13 protein-coding genes are annotated in these 15,696 nt (G+C 53.4%); 1 reads left to right on the top strand and 12 read right to left on the bottom strand.

From position 1 onward, the window contains the following. Window positions 1-11 precede the first annotated feature (11 nt). Window positions 12-2,759 (bottom strand): preprotein translocase subunit SecA, encoded by a 2,748-nt coding sequence (gene secA / locus ACT3T7_RS03535; RefSeq protein ID WP_444630108.1) that lies wholly within the window; start codon window positions 2,757-2,759, stop codon window positions 12-14. Between the two features lie 86 nt (window positions 2,760-2,845). Beyond that, the gene (locus ACT3T7_RS03530) at window positions 2,846-3,193 is read right to left on the bottom strand and encodes a hypothetical protein (RefSeq protein WP_172116353.1); all 348 of its coding nucleotides are present in this window, start codon (window positions 3,191-3,193) and stop codon (window positions 2,846-2,848) included. Between the two features lie 107 nt (window positions 3,194-3,300). Between ACT3T7_RS03530 and ACT3T7_RS03525 the strand changes: the two genes are divergently transcribed. After that, on the top strand, window positions 3,301-3,756 hold the full coding sequence (locus ACT3T7_RS03525) for a DUF721 domain-containing protein (protein WP_193056286.1): 456 nt from the start codon (window positions 3,301-3,303) through the stop codon (window positions 3,754-3,756). 160 nt (window positions 3,757-3,916) lie between these two features. Here ACT3T7_RS03525 and lpxC read toward each other — a convergent pair whose 3' ends face one another. From lpxC to mraY, 10 genes are all read right to left on the bottom strand, one after another. Then, window positions 3,917-4,828, bottom strand: a complete 912-nt coding sequence (lpxC, locus tag ACT3T7_RS03520) for a UDP-3-O-acyl-N-acetylglucosamine deacetylase (RefSeq protein ID WP_172116351.1) — start codon at window positions 4,826-4,828, stop codon at window positions 3,917-3,919. Between the two features lie 135 nt (window positions 4,829-4,963). Beyond that, on the bottom strand, window positions 4,964-6,142 hold the full coding sequence (ftsZ, locus tag ACT3T7_RS03515; protein ID WP_172116350.1) for a cell division protein FtsZ: 1,179 nt from the start codon (window positions 6,140-6,142) through the stop codon (window positions 4,964-4,966). A gap of 34 nt (window positions 6,143-6,176) precedes the next feature. Further along, complete coding sequence (ftsA, locus tag ACT3T7_RS03510) at window positions 6,177-7,466, bottom strand: cell division protein FtsA (RefSeq protein ID WP_444630107.1); 1,290 nt, start codon at window positions 7,464-7,466, stop codon at window positions 6,177-6,179. A 302-nt stretch (window positions 7,467-7,768) separates the two neighbouring features. Beyond that, complete coding sequence (locus ACT3T7_RS03505) at window positions 7,769-8,482, bottom strand: cell division protein FtsQ/DivIB (RefSeq protein ID WP_444630106.1); 714 nt, start codon at window positions 8,480-8,482, stop codon at window positions 7,769-7,771. Between the two features lie 9 nt (window positions 8,483-8,491). After that, window positions 8,492-9,430: a D-alanine--D-alanine ligase gene (locus tag ACT3T7_RS03500; RefSeq protein ID WP_444630105.1), complete on the bottom strand. Its 939-nt coding sequence runs from the start codon at window positions 9,428-9,430 to the stop codon at window positions 8,492-8,494. Further along, a complete protein-coding gene (gene murC / locus ACT3T7_RS03495; RefSeq protein ID WP_444621459.1) occupies window positions 9,427-10,839 on the bottom strand; it encodes a UDP-N-acetylmuramate--L-alanine ligase in 1,413 nt (470 codons plus the stop codon). The genes ACT3T7_RS03500 and murC overlap by 4 nt, the downstream gene beginning before the upstream one ends. A 53-nt stretch (window positions 10,840-10,892) precedes the next feature. Continuing rightward, a complete protein-coding gene (gene murG, locus ACT3T7_RS03490) occupies window positions 10,893-11,990 on the bottom strand; it encodes an undecaprenyldiphospho-muramoylpentapeptide beta-N-acetylglucosaminyltransferase (RefSeq protein ID WP_444630104.1) in 1,098 nt (365 codons plus the stop codon). A gap of 17 nt (window positions 11,991-12,007) precedes the next feature. After that, window positions 12,008-13,192 carry a putative lipid II flippase FtsW gene (gene ftsW / locus ACT3T7_RS03485; protein WP_444630103.1) on the bottom strand — a complete coding sequence of 395 codons (1,185 nt, stop codon included), beginning with the start codon at window positions 13,190-13,192 and terminating at the stop codon, window positions 12,008-12,010. Further along, the gene (murD, locus tag ACT3T7_RS03480) at window positions 13,189-14,568 is read right to left on the bottom strand and encodes a UDP-N-acetylmuramoyl-L-alanine--D-glutamate ligase (protein WP_444621415.1); all 1,380 of its coding nucleotides are present in this window, start codon (window positions 14,566-14,568) and stop codon (window positions 13,189-13,191) included. Before murD ends, ftsW begins: the two co-directional genes overlap by 4 nt. Window positions 14,569-14,613: 45 nt before the next feature. Further along, window positions 14,614-15,696: a phospho-N-acetylmuramoyl-pentapeptide-transferase gene (gene mraY, locus ACT3T7_RS03475; RefSeq protein ID WP_087109356.1), complete on the bottom strand. Its 1,083-nt coding sequence runs from the start codon at window positions 15,694-15,696 to the stop codon at window positions 14,614-14,616.

The following is a 15,696-nucleotide window of genomic DNA, read 5'->3' as shown; positions in this document are numbered from 1 at the left end:
ACCGCTTCTGATTAGCTTAATTTGCCGCAGCACTGCTTGTACTTCTTACCTGAACCACACACACACGGGTCGTTTCGGCCAACTTTCGGCCCTTCGCGACGGACAGGGCGTGCGTCCTGTTCAGTGCTTTCTACATCACTGTTTTCACCGCTTAATCCGCTTTCACTGGAAGAAGCATCATCGTGACGATTCGCGGCCGCGGCTTTTTCGCGGGCCAGCTCTTCACGCCGCTTTTGCTCCAGCGCATCAACTTCTTCAGGCTGACGTACCTGAACATGGCTCAGAATACGGGTGACATCCGCTTTAATATTGGTCAGCAGGTGCTGGAACAATTCAAACGATTCACGCTTGTACTCTTGCTTGGGGTTCTTTTGTGCGTAGCCGCGTAAATGGATGCCCCGACGCAGGTGATCCATGGACTGCAAGTGCTCTTTCCAACGCGTATCCAGAACCTGAAGCATGACCTGCTTCTCAAAACGACGAATCAGGGTCGCGCCTGCGGCATCCACCTTGGCCGCATAAGCGTCACGGTGCATGTCTTGCAGACGCTCACGCAGCTTCTCTTCGCTAAAGCGCTCATCATCAGCGGCCCACTGGACCACCGGGGCATCCAGGTTGAATTCTGTCTTAAGGTGCATTTCAAGCCCAGCCAGATCCCACTGCTCGGCTAAACTCTGCGGCGGAACGAAGTCGTTAATAGTGTCTTCCATAACTTCTTCACGAATACCCACGACAGCTTCTGAAATGTCATCAGAGGCCAGAACCTCATTGCGCTGCTCGTAAATAACCCGGCGTTGGTCGTTTGCCACGTCATCATATTCAAGCAACTGCTTACGAATATCGAAGTTACGCCCTTCCACTTTTTTCTGGGCACGCTCAACGGCGTTAGATACCATTTTGTGCTCAATGGCTTCGCCGCGCTCCAGGCCCAATGCCTGCATGAGACGCTTAACGCGGTCAGAACCAAATAGCCGCATCAGACTATCTTCCAACGACAGGAAGAACCGCGTTGAACCTGGATCGCCCTGACGGCCAGAACGCCCACGCAACTGGTTATCAATGCGCCGAGACTCATGGCGTTCCGAACCAATAACGTGCAGGCCACCGGCTTCCAGCACACCATCGTGACGCTGCTTCCACTCGGCTTTTAATGCATCAATCTGCGCCTGACTTGGGTTTTGCAGCTTGGCAACGTCAGCCTCCCAGTTGCCCCCCAACATAATATCGGTACCTCGACCGGCCATGTTGGTGGCAATAGTGATCGCGCCAGGACGCCCTGCCTGAGCAATAATCTCGGCTTCACTCTGGTGCTGCTTGGCATTCAGGACATTGAACTTCAGCCCTGCTTCGCGCATCAAGTGCGCCAGGTACTCAGACGTCTCGATGGACGCCGTACCTACCAACACCGGGCGGCCTGCCTCTGTCTCGACCTGAACGTCTTTAATAATCGCCTCGTACTTCTCTTCGGCGCTAAGGTAGACCAGGTCGTTAAGGTCTTTACGGGCTAACGGGCGATTGGTGGGGATGACGATAACATCAAGCCCATAAATCTGACGGAACTCAAAGGCTTCCGTATCAGCAGTACCGGTCATGCCTGCCAGTTTTTCATACAGACGGAAATAGTTCTGGAAGGTGGTGGATGCCAGCGTCTGGCTCTCGCGCTGAACGGTCACCCCTTCCTTCGCTTCAACAGCCTGGTGAAGCCCTTCAGACCAACGGCGGCCAGGCATCGTCCGTCCAGTATGCTCATCAACGATGACCACCTGGTCTTCCACTACAATGTAATCAACATCCTTGTTGTAGAGATGGCGTGCCCGGAGCGCAGAATGCATGTGCTGAAGTAAATTCAGGTTTTGAGCGGCGTAAAGCGATTCACCCTCTTTAAGAAGGCCTTCCGCCTGCATCAGCTCTTCAACCCTGTTATGCCCCTGCTCGGTCAGCTCAACCTGCTTTTGCTTCTCCTCCAGCACAAAATCGCCGGTTGCAGGCTGGTCGTCATCTTCCGAGACCTCACCCTCTTCCAGCTGCTGGGCAAGCTGATTAACGATGTTATAAAGATTGGTATTTTCATCCACCGCACCAGATATGATCAGCGGCGTACGCGCCTCATCAATCAGGATAGAGTCCACCTCATCGACAATGGCATAGTGCAGGCCACGCTGCACCTTATCCTCCAAAGAGAACGCCATGTTGTCGCGCAAGTAGTCAAAGCCAAACTCGTTATTGGTACCGTAGGTAATATCACACCGATAAGCATGGCGTTTCTCCTCCCCAGTTTGACCGGAAAAGATAACCCCAACAGAAAGCCCTAAAAACTCATACAGCGGGCGCATCCACTCGGCATCACGGCGGGCAAGGTAGTCATTGACGGTGACAACGTGTACGCCCTTTGCAGGCAGCGCATTGAGATAAACGGCCAGTGTCGCTACCAGCGTTTTACCTTCGCCGGTTTTCATTTCAGCAATACGACCACGGTGCAGGGTCATGCCCCCCACCATCTGTACATCAAAATGCCGCATACCCATGACGCGCTTGCTGGCCTCTCGCACAATCGCAAACGCAGAAGGCAACAAACTATCCAGCGCCTCGCCATTTTCCAGGCGCAAACGCAGCTCCGCTGTCTTACCTTGTAATTCAGCGTCGCTTAATTCTTCAAGCTCAGCTTCGAGCACGTTCACACTGCGAACGTTTTTGTGCATGCGCTTTACTTCACGGTCGTTCTTGGAGCCAACAACCTTGCGTAACAAATTATTAATCATGAAATTTCCAAATCATCTTGAGCGAACCAATGGGTTTCGCCCTGTTCCGTATAAGGCAAGTAAAGTACGTTGTAGAAAACCGTGAGTTAAGCGGGCGGACCGCGCTGGGTAAGCACATCGTGTGCGGCTACCCGGCGCTTTATAAAGACATAAACAGGCAAAAAGTGGCGCTGCACCGCGATACGTTTAAATCGCTGCTGCCAACCGCGCAATGCGCGTCGCCTTTTGGCGATCCAATGCGATTGAGCACGTAAAATAGCCGGCACCCACAAACACACGCAGACGTTACGCTCAGCCCCCCGCATGGCATCAAAAGGCACTAAACTATTGGGCAACAAGCAGCTTACCAGGAGCCCCGCCAGCCACCAACGCGCCAAGCCATAGCGACGGTTACGTCGCGGCAAAGCAGAAAAGGTGTTAAGCGTGGAGGACATGCTGTGGATTGGCTCCTGAGCGTGTTAGGCTCTGCAAATAAGTAATGCATCCGTGTAGATGCCGCTACTTGGCTATATATTGAGGGGTTACCCCAGGATTCAAGCGTATGAGTATAAAGGTTAAGCGTTCTCGCGCACAGCCCATCGCCCGTCTGCTAAACAAGTCAGGGGATATTGGCCAATTAATGCGCCAGTCTCGCTTGATAGATCAGGCCCAGTGTCATTTAAGAGCCCACCTGCCAGAAGAGATGCGCCCACATATCTTTGTCGGCGGCTTTCGCGATGGGCGCTTAACCCTGATCAGTGGGCAGGCAAGCTGGCTGACATGGTTGCGCTTTGAACAGCAGCGGCTGTTGACGCTGCTACATCAACTGCCAGGCTTTGAGGCTGTGAACGGCTTTACCTTTAAAGTGCGCCCCGTCCGCCCAGTTGAGGCGCCTTTGCGTAATACCCGACACTTATCCGCCAGCGCGGGAAAAACGCTCAGCGAGTGCGCAAGCGACACGCACAATCCTGCGCTGCGTAAAGCGTTAGAGCGCCTTGCGTCTCACGCACCAAAATAAGCGTGCCGCGCGCATTGCGCATTTCTCGAATGCCAGAAACGCAAAAGCACCGCCTGAGCGGTGCTTTTTTTCATCAAGGCCAGTTATCGAACTTGAGCACTATCAAAGGAGAAACCTGGATAGCGCGTCATAGCTAATATCTGACACTCCTGCTTGGCAATTAGGCCATTGCAGGCGCTGCGTACGAAATAGGCGCAACAGCTTTTTCATCTTCAAACGTTACGATTTCATAAGCATCAGGCTGCGCCATCAATTCGCGGCAAAGCTGGTTATTCAGCGCATGGCCAGATTTTGTACCGTGAAACTCACCAATCAGGCTGTAACCTAACTGATACAAATCGCCGATCGCATCCAGCACCTTGTGCTTGACGAACTCATCTTCGTAACGCAAACCGCCTTCATTGACGATGCGATAATCATCAACCACGATCGCATTATCCAGGCTTCCCCCCAGGGCCAGGTTATTAGAGCGCAAAAACTCCAAATCCTTCATAAACCCAAAGGTGCGCGCCCGAGAAACTTCTTTCACAAAAGAGGTCGTCGAAAAATCGATAAGTGCGGTTTGTTTCTGCTGTTCGAAAACCGGGTGGTCGAAGTCGATGGCAAACGAGACCTTGAACCCTTGGTGCGGAAGGAAAACGGCTTCTTTATCGCCATCCTTAACCGCGACGCGACGCTTGATGCGTATAAATTTCTTTGCTGCATCCTGCTCAAGAATACCCGCCGATTGGATTAAAAACACAAACGGACTGGCACTACCGTCCATAATCGGCACTTCGGGAGCACTTAGGTCAACGTAAGCATTATCGATGCCTAGTCCTGCAAACGCTGACATCAAATGCTCAACCGTTGCCACTTTCACACCTTCGAGTGAAAGCGCGGTGCAAAGTGTTGTGTCTTCCACTAACTCTGCGCGTGCGGGTATATGTACCACAGGCTCCAGATCGGTTCTAACAAACACAATCCCGGTGTTTGTCGGCGCCGGACGCAAAGCCATGTGGACTTTTTTGCCGGAGTGCAGACCCACTCCAGTGGCGCGGATGACGTTTTGTAGGGTGCGTTGTCTGATCATGGGCAGTGGTCGAACTCTAATGACGGTAGTACCGTAGGGGAAGGAAAGTTATCAAACAGTGTTCACTTTAACAGCAAACGAGCGTTTTAACCAATAAAACACTCGTTTTCTGGCCCGGTAAACCTATAGAAACAATCAATCGGCCTGACGGCGCAAGAAAGCAGGTATGTCCAGGTAGTCGTCAGCATCGGCTGAGCGACTCTTTTCCGGACGCGGTTTGGGCGCGTGTTCAGGCGCCTCTGCACGGGCAGTTGCTTGCTGACGCATTACAGTAGGCTGCTGTAGCTTACGGTAATCAGAAGAGTCAGCAGAAGAGCGACGTGCAGGTTCGCGTGTCGTCGCTTTGGCAGCTTTCGCGCCATCTAATCCAGCAGCAACAACAGTAACACGCAACTCATCCGACATTTCCATATCGATGGAAGTTCCCACGACAATGGTCGCTTCTTGTGAAGCAAACTCTTGAACGGTGGCACCTACATCGTTGAACTCGCCAATCGACAGATCCGGGCCTGCCGTAATATTGACCAGAATGCCTCGCGCGCCATGCAGATCGATATCTTCCAGAAGCGGGCTACGGATAGCTTTTTCAGCTGCTTCGCGGGCGCGGTTCTCGCCGGTAGCTCCGCCCGTACCCATCATCGCCATGCCCATTTCAGACATAACAGTACGCACATCAGCAAAGTCGACGTTGATAATACCAGGGCTTGTGATCAGCTCGGCAATACCTTGAACAGCACCAAGCAATACATCATTGGCAGCGCTAAACGCAGTTAACAGCGTCGCGCTTTTACCCAGTACGGATAAAAGCTTTTCGTTGGGTATGGTGATCAGCGAATCAACATGCTGAGAGAGCTCTTTCATTCCCTCTTCGGCAGCGCGCATACGCTTGGGGCCTTCAAACGGGAAAGGCCGCGTAACGACAGCTACCGTTAAAATACCCAATTCCTTGGCAACTTGCGCAACCACTGGCGCGCCGCCGGTGCCTGTACCACCGCCCATACCAGCGGTAATAAAGACCATATCGGCGCCTTCAAGCAGCTCAGCGATTCGGTCACGATCTTCCATCGCGGCCTGACGACCGACCTCAGGGTTGGCGCCAGCACCGAGCCCCTTGGTGATTTCACCACCTAGCTGTAATACTGTTTTTGCGGATACGCGTTTAAGCGCCTGGGCATCGGTATTGGCGCAAATAAATTCAACGCCTTCAATGTTACTTTCAACCATGTGATTGACGGCATTGCCGCCACCACCACCAACACCGACTACTTTTATGACCGCACTACTTGAGGGTGCGTTATCTACCAATTCAAACATAAGCCCCGTCTCCTGAACCGCGCTTGCGGCCCTGTCAGAAATTTCCTTTGAACCAGCCCTTGATTCTGGCCAGCGCCGAATGGTCATCCTTGATATCACGTCGAGAGAGCTCGTTGCGACCTTTATGAGGTGCAATGACTCCCCCGTGGCTTTCTAGACCCTGCCCATGCCGCGCTTCTTGCAGTGCATAGTGCAATAAGCCGACACCTGTTGCATAAATGGGGTTTCGCACGACATCCGCTAAACCTTTAACGTTTTGCGGACAAGCAATACGAACCGGCATGTGGAATATCTCTTCCGCCAATTCGCCGACCCCTTCCATACGTGAGGTGCCACCAGTGAGCACAACACCAGCGGCAACCATGTCTTCATAGCCACTGCGACGTAATTCGTCTCTAACCAGTGTAAATAGCTCTTCATAGCGTGGTTCGACCACTTCTGCGAGCGCCTGACGCGACAAGTCGCGTGACGGACGATCACCCACGCTAGGAACCTTAATCATTTCATCGCTTGCGGCCAATTGCGTTAAGGCACAAGCGTATTTAACCTTGATCTCTTCTGCGTGCTGCGTCGGTGTACGTAGCGCCATGGCAATATCGTTGGTGACCTGATCACCAGCAATTGGTATAACGGCCGTATGTCGAATGGCACCTTCAGTAAAGATGGCCATATCAGTGGTTCCACCACCGATATCCACCATGCAAACGCCTAATTCACGCTCGTCTTCGGTCAACACTGCCATGCTGGATGCCAGCTGCTCCAGGATAATTGAGTCGACGTCCAAACCACAGCGTCGAACACATTTCTCAATATTCTGTACCGCGTTGAGTGCTGCCGTTACCAGATGAACTTGCGCTTCTAAACGTACACCGGACATGCCCAAGGGCTCGCGAATACCGCCTTGTGCATCAATTGCAAATTCCTGGGGCAGTACATGTAAAACGCGCTGACCTTCTGAAACCGCCCTTGCCCTCGCTGAATCAATAACGCGATCAATATCAGAAGGAGTAACTTCACGCTCTTTAATAGCGACCACGCCATCTGAATTCATCGAGCTAATATGACTACCCGCAATGCCCACATATACCGAGTGAATATCGCAGCCAGCCATAAGCTCGGCTTCTTCCACAGCGCGCTGAATAGATTGAACGGTTGATTCAATATTAATGACAACGCCTCGCTTCATACCCCGTGACGGGTGCGAGCCGATACCAGCAATTTCAATGCCGCCATCATCGGTAGGTTGACCGACAATTGCGACGACCTTGGACGTTCCAATGTCCAGCCCGACCACCATATTCGATGCATTGGGTGAGCCTGCCATGAGTCGGGAATTCTCCTTGTAAACTTTTTAAAATTAAAATAAATAGGGATACTTAAACCAACTTATTCTTTGCCTATTATAACTTGCAACCGGTAAGCGCTGATAGCTCAATAGCGCAGTACGCTGATGTGAAGTTTAAATCTACAAAATCACCGATATCCCATAGTATAGAAACAATTGGCATAATACGACCAGCCCAAGCCCACAATAATGGGCTTGAAGTGTAATTTAAACCCCATTAATGCGTTTTTACGCGCTGACGGCGACTTATCATGGCTAAAGCGCGTTAATTAAAACTTGAGTTAGTCTTCTGATGCCTCAAAATCGCTCTGACCATGCCAGGCAACAGCGACACCGTTAGGATAGCGCAAATCAATATAACGAATATGCTCACTATACCTTGATAACTCGCGCTGCCAGGAGGCCGCTAAGCGTGCCAAACGCACTTCATGCTCGCGCCGGCCCAGCATAATCCAGGTACCGTTACTTAGCTGAACACGCCATGCACCGCGCGGCTCTAATCGAAACTGAGTAAGTGCCAACGACAAGTTTGCGAAATAAGGTGTTAGACGATGATAGTAATTTAGCACCTCTTCACTGCTTCCGCTGGGGCCCGCAAGATCAGGAAGACCTGAAGGCACCGCCAGAGGTGCAAAAGCAAAGGGCTCGCCTTTCGGGTTAAGCAAAAAGTCATCATTCCAGCGCGCAACGGGCACTTGTTCCGCCAGTTCAAACACCAGCGCATTAGGCCACTCACGAGAAATACGCACTTCTTTAAGCCAGCCAATCTCCAGGGCCCGGTTACGCAGCACGCCTAAATCAGCCGATAACCAAGTGGTACCTTGAACCAAAGGGGCAAGCTGAGTGCGTAGATAATCTGCGCTTACGTAATCCCACTCCCCACGGATGGAAACACGCTCGATGGGCCGATCCAGCCATAGCCATAGCGCGCGCCCTCCTGCCACTAACAGTAACGCCAGAAGCAGGATACCAAACCAGGCATTACGCCTTTTCATAAGGCCTCATCATGATGCGTTCTGCTTTCCGGCAGAGTGGAGTATCTGCACCACCAGGTCATCAAATTCGATACCCGCATAGGCAGCGGCTTGAGGCACCAAACTGTGATCGGTCATGCCAGGCACGGTATTAACTTCCAATAGCCAGAACTGGCCATTGGCATCCCGCATCACGTCCACACGCCCCCAGCCTTCACACCCAATGGCCGCAAACGCGTGCTGGCACAGCGTTGCCAGCTGTGCTTCCTCTTCTGTGGTAAGCCCACAAGGAAGATGGTACTGGGTCGTATTGGAAACGTATTTGGCTTCATAGTCGTAGAATCCGCCAGGCACTTCGACCCGAATAGCGGGCAATACACGCTCATCCAGCAGCGCCACCGTGTACTCCTCACCGACCACAAAGCGCTCGGCCATCACTCGGGCATCAAATTGTGCCGCTTCGCGATAGGCGGCCTCAAGCGCCTCCTGGCTTTTAACTATACTGATCCCAAGCGTGGAGCCTTCATGTACTGGCTTAACCATCATCGGCAACCCAAGCGTGGCGACTACTCCGGCCCAGTCTGCATCAGCCGTCAACATAATGCTTTCCGGCGTGGGCAGCCCAATGGCTTGCCAAACCTGCTTGGTGCGCTGCTTATCCATTCCCAGCGCTGACGCCATGACGCCACTACCGGTATAGGGAATACCCAGGAGCTCAAGCGCACCCTGGAGCGTACCGTCTTCACCACCACGACCATGCAGGGCGACAAATATCGCCGATGGCGCCATCGCCTCAAGTCCGGCTAACCCCTTATCGCGTAAATCATAGCCTTCTGCGTTAATCTTTTGGCGTTTTAGCGCCTCAAGTACAGCGGCACCACTTTTAAGGGAAACCTCACGCTCAGCAGAAGAACCGCCGTAAACCACCACCACACGAGAGCAATCAATATTGACGTCTTTCAGGCTCACAGTTCCACCTCACTCATTTGCAGCTTCGCCTTGGCCAAGCTGAGCGAGATACCACCTACGTCGCCCGCCCCCTGAGTAATTAGAATGTCATCGGGTCTCAGTACATTGGCCAATAGCGCTGGCAGCTCCTGCTTATGTTCAACAAAAAGCGGGTCTACCTCACCGCGCTGACGAATCGAACCTGCAAGCGTGCGCCCTTCAGCGCCAGGGATAACCGCCTCGCCCGCGCTGTATACGTCTAAAAGCACCAGCGTATCTACCTGGGACAATACACGAACGAAATCTTCATAGAGATCCCGGGTCCGGCTGTAGCGGTGGGGCTGATAAAGCATCACTAAACGACGCTCAGGCCAGCCAGCGCGGACTGCTCTGATGACCATATCCACTTCGCGCGGATGATGGCCATAATCATCCACTAACATAATCTTGCCGGGCGCTTTAGGCGCAGGGAAATGGCCATGCACTTGAAAGCGCCGCCCTACCCCAGCAAACCCCGCCAGACCACGCAGAATCGCCTCGTCACTCACGCCTGCATCCGTAGCAACAACAATCGCTGCCATCGCATTAAGCGCATTGTGCTGACCAGGCATGGCAAGCCGCACGTTTAAGGGCGCAGCCTGACCAGGCCGCAAAGCCGTAAAGGAAACTTCACCACTTTGCTGCACAAAATCGGTAATCCGATAATCGGCATCTTCTTCAAAACCGTAGGTAACGAATTGGCGCTTAATCTGAGTTCGCAGTGCCCGTACATGCGGGTCATCGATACACAATATAGCCAACCCGTAGAACGGCAGGTTGTGTAGAAATTCGATAAAGGTATCTTTTAACCGTTCGAAATCGCCACCATAGGTGCTCATATGGTCAGCATCAATATTGGTAACTATCGACACCATTGGCTGCAAATGCAGGAATGAAGCGTCAGACTCATCAGCCTCTGCAACCAGATAATCCCCTTCACCCAAGCGCGCATTGGTACCGGCACTGGTCAACTTCCCGCCGATGACAAAGGTCGGGTCCAGGCCGCCTTCGGCTAACAGCGTCGCCGTTAAGCTGGTCGTGGTTGTTTTTCCATGGGTACCGGCAACCGCAATGCCGTGACGAAATCGCATTAACTCTGCCAGCATCTCGGCACGACGCACCACGGGGACACGGTGCTCATGTGCCCAGCGAATTTCAGGGTTGGTCGTATCAACGGCGCTTGAAACAACCACAACGTCGGCCCCTTCGACATTCTCCTCGGCATGGCCAATCTCAACCCGAACACCACACATGCGAAGCCGCTCAATAACCGAAGAGGCTTTCATATCGCTGCCACTGACGCTGTAACCTTGATTGGCCAATACTTCGGCAATACCACACATGCCCGCGCCACCGATACCGACGAAATGAATATGCTGAATACGGCGCATACCCGGGCCGCTTGAGCTTATGCGTTGCAGCGACGATGGGGTTACTGAGTCGGTCACACGTTTTCTCCTTTGTGTAGTATCGCCAGGCATCCTTCGGCTAATCGCTCTGTGGCATCCAGGTGCGCGGCCTGGCGTGCACGGGAAGCCATCAGCGCCAGCGTAGCGGGCTCTAACAGGTCATTTAAATAGTGCGTTAAGCGCTCAGGCGTCAGCGCGGACTGCACAACGCATAGCGCAGCACCCGCATTAACCAGCACATTGGCATTGACTCGCTGGTGATCATCGACCGCAAAAGGAAACGGAACAAGAAGCGAGGGCTTTGCCGCAGCCGCCAGCTCTGCAACCGTTAACGCCCCCGCTCGACAAACCACCAAATCAGCCCAATCATACGCTGCGGCCATATCATCAATAAACGGGGAAACATCGGCCTGTATGCCATGTTCGGCGTACCCTTGTGCCGTTTGAGCGTCCCGCGACTTCCCGGCCTGGTGGCGTATTTCCGGGCGCTTACCGGGTGGTAGCGCAGCAATCGCTTGGGGCAAGCGTTCATTTAATGCCACAGCACCTAATGATCCCCCCACTACTAACAAGCGCAGCGGACGCCCCTGTAATGCCTCGACCGTACGCGGCACTTGGCCAAGTGTCGCTATATCTTCACGCACGGGGTTGCCAATGACGTCTGCCCGCGTACCGAACGCTTCAGAAAAGGCAGCATAGCTGCGCGTCGCTAGGCGGGAAAGCACGCGGTTGGTTAAGCCGGCAACTGCATTTTGCTCATGAACGACCAGCGGAATACCCGATAGCCACGCAGCAAGCCCGCCCGGACCACTGGCAAAACCACCGAGGCCAACCACCAGCTGCGGCTTAAAGCTTTTTATGACGTCACGTGCTTGCCAAATAGCTCGGCTAAGGTTCACAGGTGCTTTAAACCAGCCGGCCACACCATTACCGCGCAACCCGCTAACGGCAATGGTATGCAGCTTAATACCGGCCTCGGGCACCAGTCGATTTTCAATACCTCTGGGGCTACCCAACCACTCAACGTCAATGTTTTGCGCCATAAGCGCACGCGCAAGGGAAAGCGCGGGGATCACATGCCCGCCCGTTCCTCCTGCCATGATTAAAACACGCCGATGTGCGTTCACCGTCACAAACGACTCCTTGAAGATTATTTCGATAACCGCGGTTCATGGCGCGGTTTATAGGGGGTTGGCGCACGGCTCGGCCGCTGTCGTGTTTCTGCGTCAACCCGCAAAAGCAGACCAATCATCATGCCAATAACCAATAAGCTCGAACCACCATAACTTATCAAGGGCAAGGTCAGCCCCTTGGTGGGCAGTAGCCCCGAGCTTACCGCCATATTGATAAACGCCTGAGAGGCAATAACAAAACAGATACCGTAACTTACGTAAGCACCAAAAAGATGGCCCGCAAGTTCAGCCTTCCGGCCAATCCACATGGCGCGACTAATCAATAGGGTAAACAGCAGGATAATCGCAATAGCGCCAATCATGCCTAGCTCTTCGGCAATAACGGCAAAGATAAAATCGGTATGCGCCTCGGGTAAATAGTGCAGTTTCTGGACACTATTTCCTAACCCGGTGCCTGTAACATGCCCACGACCAAAGGCAATCAGCGCTTGGGTCAACTGATAGCCGGTTGCGAACTGGTCTGCCCACGGGTCCAAAAAACTGGTCCAACGCGCCAGACGATAAGGCTCCAGCGCCACCATCATGACCGCACCAAATCCCAAAACAGCACCGCTGCCAATAAGTAACACGAGCGATGCACCACTCATCATTAACATGCCAATGACACACGTGGTGTAGACCACCATCCCGCCAAAGTCGGGCGCTAAAAACAGCAGTCCTGCTGGTAGCGCCAACACCGCAATGGGGCGCCACATGGTAAAAACACGGCGGCGTAAATCATAGGTAAAACGCGACATAAACATCGCCATGTAAAAGATAAGGCCTATTTTACCAAGCTCAGATACTTGAAGACTAGGCAGCGGGCCCGGCAGCGATATCCAGCGCTTACTGCCGTTAATTTCCTGACCAAACAGCAACACGCCTACCAACAATGCTACGCTTATTAAAAAAATCAGTGCCGCATTCTGGCGCCATACTTCAAGGGGTACGCTAAGCATAAACAAGCAGCCTAGCGTTGAAATGAGCAAGAAAACCCCATGCTGCCGAAAGTAGTAGAAGCTATTCTCCAGAAGCCCTATTGAGGCCGAGCTGACCATCACCCAGCCAATGCCTGCAAGCGCCACAGCGGCTGCAATGAGCCAGATATCACAGGGGGAGTTTCGCGTCGTTAATACAGTGTGCAAGCGCTTTAATCGGCTCATAAGGGTACTCCCGTCGCACTGCTTTCCACCCAGCGACGAAAAGCATCACCTCGAACCTGGTAGTTGGGAAACTGGTCCAGGCTTGCACAGGCAGGTGACAGCAACACACAGTCGCCAGGCTCTGCCTGGCTAAATGCGGCCTCCATTGCCTGCGTTAAGTCGTTTACCTGCTGGACCGGCACATGCACTGCTACAGCGTCTGAAATTCGATCACTATCAGCACCAAATAGCAGTGCCAACCGCGCGCAGCGCGCCAACGGCACCGCTAACGGCGAAAAGTCAGCGCCTTTACCTACACCACCCGCCAACCAAATCAAGCGGCCCGTTAACGTGGCGCCCAACCCTTCAATGGCGGCTAATGTTGCCCCAACATTGGTGCCCTTCGAGTCGTTTATCCACGTCACCCCATTAATACAGGCTACTGTTTCGCTCCGGTGAGGCAACCCCGTAAAGGCTTTTAAGGCTTCTACCATGGAAAATGCATCAAGCGCCAACGCCTGCCCCATTGCCAGTGCTGCTAATGCATTCGTATAGTTGTGCTGGCCAGCCATCTTCAATTCACTCGCCGAAACCCATGACGTCTGCCCCTGCATGAGCATAAGCTCGGCCCCTTGCCATACCAGCCCCCAGTTGCTGTCTGTGGGCGGGTTCGCTGAAAAGCTGGCAATGCCTGGTCCTTCTTGAAAAGGCCAGGTCAGGGGGTCGTCCTGATTGACAACCGCATACTCCGCACCGTTAAAAATACGTTGTTTTGCCAAACGATAGACCGACATATCACCATGCCTATCCAAATGATCTTCGCTCAGATTCAAGAAAGCCGCGACTTTTGCACCCAAGACAGGCGTGGTTTCAAGCTGAAAACTGGAAAGCTCAAGAACATACAGCTCTGCATCCGGCTGCTCGGCCAATAAATCCAGCGCGGGCGTTCCCAGGTTGCCGCCAACCGCCACTCGCAAACCAGCCGCCCTGGCCATCTCACCCAGTAGAGTGGTCACCGTGGATTTCGCGTTTGAGCCCGTGATAGCCGCAATGGGGACCTGGGTCCCGCGAACAAACAGCGCCGTTTCACCAATCAGCACAGGCTCGCCAGTATACGGGTTAACGCGCCCAGCCAGGCTTTCAAGACCCGGCGAATCGGGGCCAACGCCTGGGCTAAGCACTACTTCATAAGCGTCCGTAAAATCGAGCGACGTCAGAGGGCCGCAGATGACGTCAACGTTTGGATGGGCTGCATAAAAAGCGTCAAGCCCCGGCGGCTCGCTGCGCGTATCGACGACCATAAACGGCGTATGCGTGCGTGCCAGGTGGCGGCATATTGCTCGGCCTGAAAGGCCTAAGCCAACGACCACTGTGACACCCTTGGGTACTCGCACCATCTCTGGCTCCTTTGCGGTTTACGCTTAAGGCGATAACGCTACCGATTAACGAACCTTGAGCGTCGCGAGGCCCAGCAGCACCAGCACAACGGTAATGATCCAGAAGCGCACAATAACGCGTGGCTCAGGCCAACCTTTTAACTCGAAGTGGTGATGCAGCGGCGCCATACGGAAAATACGCCGCCCCGTCAGTTTGTAAGACCCGACTTGCAGGATCACCGACAACGTCTCCACTACAAAGATACCGCCCATAATAAACAGGACGATCTCCTGGCGAACGATGACCGCCACAACCCCAAGCGCCGCCCCCAGGGCAAGCGCACCTACATCTCCCATAAACACCTGGGCGGGGTACGTGTTAAACCATAAAAAGCCGAGACCCGCACCTGCAATCGTGGCGCAGAAAATAGCCAGCTCACCGGTGCCGTTTATAAACGGGATATGCAAGTAGTTAGCGAACACTGCATTACCGCTAGCGTAGGCAAACACCGACAATCCCATCGCTACCAGCACGGTTGGCATAATGGCCAAGCCATCCAGCCCGTCGGTTAAATTCACGGCGTTAGAGCTACCCACAATCACCAGGTAGGTTAATACGATATAGAACACGCCAAGCGGCAGTGCGACGTCTTTAAACAGCGGCACCAACAAGCTGGTTTCAACGGGCGTGGTTGCGGTGAAAAACAGCACTAACGCAGCGCCAAGGCCTACCACCGACTGCCAAAAGTATTTCCAGCGTGCCGGCAGGCCTCGCGGGTTCTTTTCTACCACTTTCCGGTAATCATCGACCCAGCCTATCGCACCAAAGCCCAGCGTAACGGCCAATACCACCCACACGTAGCGGTTGGTTAAATCACCCCATATGATGGTGCTGATGCCGATGGCCAGCAGGATCATCACCCCTCCCATAGTAGGGGTGCCCGCTTTTGATAGATGTGACTGCGGGCCATCATCACGCACGGCCTGGCCTATCTGGCCTTCCACAAGCCGGCGAATAACCCACGGCCCTAGCCAAAGGCAAAGCATTAATGACGTTAACGCGGCAAGAATGACGCGCAGGGTGAGATAGTTAAAAACCTGAAAGCCCGTATAGTACTGAGCTAAAAAATTCGCCAAGTAAAGTAACAT

It is taken from the genome of Halomonas sp. 111, assembly GCF_052379685.1.
Taxonomy (GTDB): domain Bacteria; phylum Pseudomonadota; class Gammaproteobacteria; order Pseudomonadales; family Halomonadaceae; genus Vreelandella; species Vreelandella citrativorans.
Note: the sequence above shows the minus strand (reverse complement) of the source record. Positions and strands in the feature narration are given on the sequence as shown.

Excerpts from the sequence above, each read along its gene's own strand:
- secA (WP_444630108.1), bottom strand. The coding sequence starts at position 2,759 with ATGATTAATAATTTGTTACGCAAGGTTGTTGGCTCCAAGAACGACCGT.
- ACT3T7_RS03530 (WP_172116353.1), bottom strand. The coding sequence starts at position 3,193 with ATGTCCTCCACGCTTAACACCTTTTCTGCTTTGCCGCGACGTAACCGT.
- ACT3T7_RS03525 (WP_193056286.1), top strand. The coding sequence starts at position 3,301 with ATGAGTATAAAGGTTAAGCGTTCTCGCGCACAGCCCATCGCCCGTCTG.
- lpxC (WP_172116351.1), bottom strand. The coding sequence starts at position 4,828 with ATGATCAGACAACGCACCCTACAAAACGTCATCCGCGCCACTGGAGTG.
- ftsZ (WP_172116350.1), bottom strand. The coding sequence starts at position 6,142 with ATGTTTGAATTGGTAGATAACGCACCCTCAAGTAGTGCGGTCATAAAA.
- ftsA (WP_444630107.1), bottom strand. The coding sequence starts at position 7,466 with ATGGCAGGCTCACCCAATGCATCGAATATGGTGGTCGGGCTGGACATT.
- ACT3T7_RS03505 (WP_444630106.1), bottom strand. The coding sequence starts at position 8,482 with ATGAAAAGGCGTAATGCCTGGTTTGGTATCCTGCTTCTGGCGTTACTG.
- murC (WP_444621459.1), bottom strand. The coding sequence starts at position 10,839 with ATGCGCCGTATTCAGCATATTCATTTCGTCGGTATCGGTGGCGCGGGC.
- ftsW (WP_444630103.1), bottom strand. The coding sequence starts at position 13,192 with ATGAGCCGATTAAAGCGCTTGCACACTGTATTAACGACGCGAAACTCC.
- murD (WP_444621415.1), bottom strand. The coding sequence starts at position 14,568 with ATGGTGCGAGTACCCAAGGGTGTCACAGTGGTCGTTGGCTTAGGCCTT.
- mraY (WP_087109356.1), bottom strand. The coding sequence starts at position 15,696 with ATGTTACTTTACTTGGCGAATTTTTTAGCTCAGTACTATACGGGCTTT.